At 40.3% G+C, this 6625-nt stretch carries 5 protein-coding genes; 4 read left to right on the top strand and 1 reads right to left on the bottom strand.

Annotated elements, in window-relative coordinates:
* The 3 genes from A5875_RS08350 to A5875_RS08340 form a co-directional block, all read left to right on the top strand.
* On the top strand, positions 1-1718 hold a 1718-nt coding region (locus A5875_RS08350; protein ID WP_088933164.1), incomplete at its 5' end, for an LTA synthase family protein.
* Positions 1719-1741: 23 nt separating this feature from the next.
* Complete coding sequence (locus A5875_RS08345) at positions 1742-2488, top strand: tRNA 2-thiocytidine biosynthesis TtcA family protein (protein WP_088933163.1); 747 nt, start codon at positions 1742-1744, stop codon at positions 2486-2488.
* 242 nt (positions 2489-2730) lie between these two features.
* Positions 2731-5409, top strand: a complete 2679-nt coding sequence (locus A5875_RS08340) for a calcium-translocating P-type ATPase, SERCA-type (protein WP_088933162.1) — start codon at positions 2731-2733, stop codon at positions 5407-5409.
* Positions 5410-5456: 47 nt separating this feature from the next.
* Here A5875_RS08340 and A5875_RS08335 read toward each other — a convergent pair whose 3' ends face one another.
* The gene (locus A5875_RS08335) at positions 5457-5963 is read right to left on the bottom strand and encodes a GNAT family N-acetyltransferase (protein WP_088933161.1); all 507 of its coding nucleotides are present in this window, start codon (positions 5961-5963) and stop codon (positions 5457-5459) included.
* Between the two features lie 152 nt (positions 5964-6115).
* On the opposite strand from A5875_RS08335, the gene A5875_RS08330 reads away from it, so the two are divergent.
* The gene (locus A5875_RS08330; protein WP_088933160.1) at positions 6116-6541 is read left to right on the top strand and encodes a hypothetical protein; all 426 of its coding nucleotides are present in this window, start codon (positions 6116-6118) and stop codon (positions 6539-6541) included.
* Positions 6542-6625 lie beyond the last annotated feature (84 nt).

Here is a 6625-nt window from a genome sequence, read left to right as displayed (position 1 = left end):
AATTAACGCAAAATGAGTTTTCTTTTGATTTAGCATTCAAATTTGCGTTTTCTTGGCATACAGAAAAATTCTTTTTAGGCTGTTTCGTGTTACTTATTTTCTACGGATGGATCAGCAGTTTTCTAGGGTCGTTAAAAAGCGGCAGTATCTTTTATACTCTAACGGTGATTGGTGTAGGGATCGCCAATTATTTGAAAATGAAATATCGCATGGAGCCGATTTATCCGGATGATTTGAAAATGATCACGGAATTCGGAATGATTCGAGACATGGTTGGAATTCCTTTGTTCATTCTGTTTATCCTGCTTTTAGCAGTTGGTATCTTTTTGATTTTTTTTAGTATCAGAAAAAGCTTGAAGCTGGAGAAGAACCGGCAGTGGCTGCGCGTAGGTCTTTTTGTCTTGACCAGCGGCTTACTGATATATATCGGCGGGTTTAACCAACAGGGAAATTTGTTGCGCAAGGCGTATAATAAAACGGCTTTGTGGATTCCGTATAGTCAAAAAATGAACTACTATAATACCGGGTTTATGGGCGGCTTCTTATACAACCTGCCGGTAGAGGCGATGGAAAAACCGGAAAATTATTCAGCGGCTGCTGTTAAAGAGGTAACGAAGGAGTATCAGAACAAAACAAAAGACGCAACTGATGAAAAACCAAATATTGTTTATGTGATGAGTGAAAGTTTTTCTGACCCCGGACGCTTAGACGGAGTAGAGATTTTTGGCGGAGATCCGCTGCAGGATTATCGTGCGGTGGCGAATAAGACGTATAGTGGACAAATGCTGTCGCAAAACTATGGCGGCGGAACAGCGAATATTGAGTTTGAAGCGCTGACTGGTTTTTCTATGGAGCTTTTTAATGCGCAAATGACGACACCTTATACAATGTTAGTGCCGGAGTTTCCTTCGTTTCCATCATTGGTAGGAACCTTAAAAGGGCGAGGATATGAAACGACCGCGATTCATCCTTATAATACGTCGATGTATAAAAGAAAAGATGTTTATAAAACGTTTAGGTTTGATCAGTTTTTAGATGAAAGTACCATGAAGCATACAGATAAGATCGAAAATAATCCCTATATTTCTGATGAAGCTGCTTATCAAGAAATCTTTGATCAATTAGAAAAAAATAAAAAGCCGCAATTTTTGCACCTTGTGACGATGCAGACTCATATGCCTTACGAAAATAAATATAATGATCTGCCATATGGTGTACAAGGAGATAATAGTTCAGCGGTAAGAAGCTATTTGCAGGATATCGCTTATAGCAGTGAAGCTTTGAAGGCCTTTTTAGAAAAATTAGATGATTTGCCAGAACGAACGCTCGTTGTTTTTTGGGGAGATCATTTACCGGGTATTTATTCAGAGGCGATCCAAGAAGAAAATAAAGGTCATCAATTACACGAGACAGAGTTTTTGATGTATGACAATCGTCATCAACTGAATAACCAGCAAGTCACGACCAGTCCGTTTTATTTTGCGGCTGACCTTTTCCAACAAGGCAGACTTCAACTAACGGGTTTTCAGAGTTTATTAGTCGCTTTGCAAAAAGAATTGCCTGCGTTTGAAAAGGGCATGTACTATCAAAGTGGACAATGGTTCAAAGAAGCGCGTTTAAATAAGCAGCAGGAAAAGATTTATCAGGATTATCAAATGATTCAATATGATATAACGGCTGGGAAGCAGTACAGCTTAAAAGAAAAATTCTTTGAATAGACAGATGGACTAAAGGAGCAGGTATGGGATTTAAAAAGAAAGACAATCAGAATTACTATAATCCGCTGCGCCGCGCTATTTTGAATCACCAGATGATCGAATCTGGTGATAAGGTAGCAATCGGCATGAGCGGCGGCAAAGACAGTACGACATTGCTTTATTTGCTGGATCGAATTCGCCGGCAAAGACGTTTGGGTTTTGATTTTGAGATTTTGCCGATTTCTCTCGACATGGGCTTTGAAGGCTGTGACATCACACCCATGAAAGAGTTTGTGGAAAGCCTGGGCTATCAATTAGAGGTCGTCCCGACAAACATCGCTAAAGTCGTTTTTGATATTCGAGAAGAAAAATCGCCCTGTTCCTTGTGCGCGAAGCTGCGTCGAGGAATCTTATACAATCGGGCTAGTGAAATGGGCTGTCAAAAAGTGGCGTTAGGGCATCACGTGGATGATGCATTGGAAACGTACTTTATGAACTTTTTGTTTCACGGCCGGATGAATAGTTTTGAACCGAAAAGCTATTTGACGAAGACAAACGTGACATTAATCCGCCCGATGATCTATCTAGAAGAAAAACAAATCATTCGACTTGTGAAACGCGAAGAATTGCCGGTCATTTTTAATCCTTGTCCTGTGGATAAGAAGACCAAGCGGGAAGAAATTAAAAACTTGGTGACGCGTGTTGCTAAAAACTACCCAGATATTCGAGAAAAGTTTATAATGGGCATGGAACAAGGAACAGCTGAAGATTTTTGGACAAAAAGTCTCTAGTGGAAGCTCTTACAATCGCTTATTTTGAAAGTTAGGATTGTATTCCCGCCTTTTCTCATGCTATAATTCGTTTTGTATTCATGAGGGAGTAACTAGCAGCGCAAGCTGTGGCAACGCCACCAACAAGAAAAGATGTTTTTCTGGTGTTGTCTTAAATAGTGAGACTTATGTATGTGCTTTTCGCATACACAAGTCTATTTTTTTTTACTCCCGAAAGGAACACTATTTTAAGGAGGATAATAATGTCAGAAGAGAAAAAACAACAACTGATAAAACCTTTTTACTCAGAAGAAAAAGAGCAGGTTTTAGCAGAAGTTCAAACGACAGAAGATGGGCTGACATCTGCTGAAGCAGAAAAACGCCTAAACGAATACGGTTTGAACGAACTAGAAGAGGGCGAAAAGAAAAGTATGGCCGCTCGCTTCTTAGAACAGTTTAAGGACTTAATGATCATTGTCCTACTGTTTGCGGCAGTCATTTCCGCCGTTGTTTCTCATGAAGTGGTTGATTCGATCATTATCTTAGCCGTGGTAATCATCAATGCGGTAATGGGTGTGGTGCAAGAATCTAAAGCAGAAGAAGCAATCGAAGCTTTACGTGAAATGTCAACGCCAAATGCCAATGTCTTGCGAGATGGACATACAAGCTCGGTGAAATCAACGGATCTTGTTCCTGGGGATATCGTTATGCTGGAAGCAGGCGATGTGGTACCGGCCGATTTACGTTTGATCGAAATTGCTTCATTAAAGATTGAAGAAGCAGCACTGACTGGTGAATCAGTTCCAGTTGAAAAAGAATTGATTGTCATTGATGAAGGCGAAGTCGGGATTGGCGATCGCGTTAATATGGCTTATTCAAATAGTAATGTGACTTACGGTCGTGGTAAAGGTGTTGTTGTCAACACTGGGATGAACACCGAAGTCGGAAAAATTGCCGGCATGCTGGCGCAAGCGGATGAAACTGAAACCCCGCTTAAAACCAACTTGAATCAGTTAAGTAAATTCTTGACCTTTGCAATTATTATTATCGCTGTAGTGATGTTTTTCGTTGGGATTTTCTTCAACAATACTTCTTGGGTTGATATGTTATTGACCTCAATTTCATTGGCTGTTGCTGCGATTCCAGAAGGATTGCCTGCGATCGTTACGATCATCCTAGCTCTAGGTACACAGGTAATGGCGAAACGAAACTCAGTGATTCGTAAGTTGCCAGCCGTTGAAACATTGGGTTCAACAGATATCATTGCTTCAGATAAAACAGGTACACTGACGTTGAACCAAATGACGGTTGAAAAATTATACGTAGATAACCATCAATATGACGCAAACGGTGAAGTTCCTAGCGACAGCATGGCGATGAAAGTCATGAACTATGCTAACGATACTAAAATTGCGCAAGATGGCAGTTTGATCGGTGATCCGACAGAAACGGCGTTAGTTCAATTTGGATTGAATAATAATTTTGATGTGCGTGAAAAAGTAGCCGCAGAACCTCGTGTCGGCGAGCTGCCATTCGACTCGGATCGTAAATTGATGAGTACGCTGCATGAAGAAAAAGACGGCAAAATCTTGGTGGCTGTAAAAGGTGCGCCAGATGTCTTGCTTGATCGGACGTCACAAATTCTGTTAAATGGTCAAGTCGTACCAATGACAGACAAAGAAAAACAAGATATTTTAGCTAATAATAAAGACATGGCGCAACAAGCATTGCGTGTATTGGGAATGGCTTTTAAGTATGTCGATCAGGTTCCAGCTGAATTGGAAACCGAAGTCGTCGAAAATGATTTGATCTTTGCTGGCTTAGTCGGTATGATCGACCCAGAACGTGCGGAAGCAGCAGAAGCGGTACGTGTGGCTAAAGAAGCTGGTGTCCGTCCTATCATGATCACAGGGGACCACAAAGACACTGCTGAAGCAATCGCTGCTCGTTTAGGAATCATCGAAAAAGGTGATGACGATTCTGTTTTAACTGGTGCACAATTAAATGAAATGTCTGATGAAGAATTTGCTCAAAAAGTAGAACACTATTCGGTTTATGCACGGGTTTCTCCAGAGCATAAAGTTCGGATCGTAAAAGCATGGCAAAAAGAAGGTAAAGTTGTAGCCATGACCGGTGACGGTGTAAATGACGCACCTGCATTGAAACAAGCGGATATCGGTATCGGTATGGGGATCACAGGGACAGAGGTTTCTAAGGGCGCTTCTGATATGGTCCTTGCAGATGATAACTTTGCGACAATCGTTGTGGCTGTTGAAGAAGGACGTAAAGTCTTCTCAAATATTCAAAAAGCTGTTCAGTATCTATTAGCGGCTAACTTAGGTGAAGTGCTAACCTTGTTTATTGCTACATTGCTAGGTTGGGATACCTTGCTGCCGATCCATCTATTGTGGATTAACTTGGTAACTGATACATTCCCAGCGATTGCTTTGGGAATGGAACCAGCTGAAAAAGATTTGATGCATCATAAGCCGCGTGGACGCAGCTCAAATCTATTCTCCGGTGGTGTCTTCTCAAGTATTATCTATCAAGGTATCTTAGAAGCTGCGACAGTCTTGTTTGTATACTGGTCTGCGATTCAATGGCCTGTTCATACAAGCTACGTTGAAATCCACTCTGATGCGTTGACAATGGCATTTGCTACTTTAGGTTTAATGCAGCTGTTCCATGCCTTTAACGTAAAATCAGTTCATCAATCATTGTTTAAAGTTGGACCGTTCCGCAATAAGAGTTTCAACTGGGCGATTTTGCTATCCTTTGTGTTGATGATGGTCATTATTGTGGTACCAGGATTGAATGATATCTTCCGTGTAGCACATCTTGATTTGTATCAATGGGGAATCGTAATTGGTGCATCCTTTGCGATCATTCCAATTGTTGAGATCGTTAAATTCTTCCAACGAAGCGCACAAAAAAATAAATAAAATAAAACTTCGCATGCGATCAGAAATCGATCGTCATGCGAAGTTTTTTATTTGATCAAAGCATACATCTGCATATCTTTTACTTCACCATTTTTTACTGCGTTTTTTCGTAAAGTCCCTTCGAGTTGGAAGCCGCATTTTTCCAGCACACGACAAGAACCTTGATTCGTTGAGAAAGGCTCAGCGAAAATTCGAATGATGTCAGTTTCGGCAAAGAGATAATCTGTCAGCTGCTTTACGGCCTTAGTAACGAAACCTTGTCCCCAATAGTCCTCCGCTAAATAGTAGCCCATCTCGGCAGTTTGCTGATGGATGTTTTCACAGCGAAAAGCTCCAACGCTGCCGATCGCTTGATCCTCAGCATTTACGATTGCAAACGCAAATGTTTTTGTTGGGTCCGCAGCAAGCATGTCTTGAATAAATGCTGAACCATCTTTTTCGGTATAAGGAAAAGGCAAGCCGTCTCGTAAGTTGTCTTGAATTTTTTTGTTGTTTAACATTTCCGCTAAATCCTTCGCATCCTCTAACCGCCACTTTCGAATGATTGTATCCATAAACATGCCTCCTAAAAAAATTTATTATTTCAAAGGTACCATCAATCCAGACATAAATGAAGTCATTTCTTAATATTTCTTCAGTCGCTTTGCATCTTGAACGAAAATCGGTAAAATGAAGGTATCAAAAGATAGAAAGTAGGAATAAATGAATGCGACCTAATACAGGGTTTTATGCGAGAGAAATTAATGAAATCGTCCAAAATACAGAAAAAATGGGTGAACGTTTACATCCAAGCTATGAAGAAATCCGTACTGCTTTAGATGAAAAGAAAATGGCTGAGTTTGATCAGGAACGTTTATCTGAAATTCACGAATTATTTAAAGAGGGAACACAGTTCTATCAATTAAATTTAAAAAAAATCGGTATGTTAAAGGCACCGGCAAAAGTTATGGGGAATCATAAGAGCTTTGAGAAAGCTTACGTTCAATACGTGGCCGGTTGCCAAGAAATGACCGATAGTTTATTGCCGGAAGTGAATGAAGAAGCTTTTAATGCGGCTGAAAAAAGACAAGACGCTGCGACCGACACGATTTATAAAACTATTCAAAAAATCACGAACTTGTTATTGAAATAAGCAACAAACTAAAATCCAAAGAGAACAAAGGTTTTCTAATTTTATTATAACGTTATTTTAAATACAAATGGAGAAGGATCGGGT

It is taken from the genome of Enterococcus sp. 3H8_DIV0648 (assembly GCF_002140655.1).
Taxonomy (GTDB): Bacteria; Bacillota; Bacilli; order Lactobacillales; family Enterococcaceae; genus Enterococcus_A; species Enterococcus_A hulanensis.
This window is presented reverse-complemented; position numbering and strand designations above follow the sequence as displayed.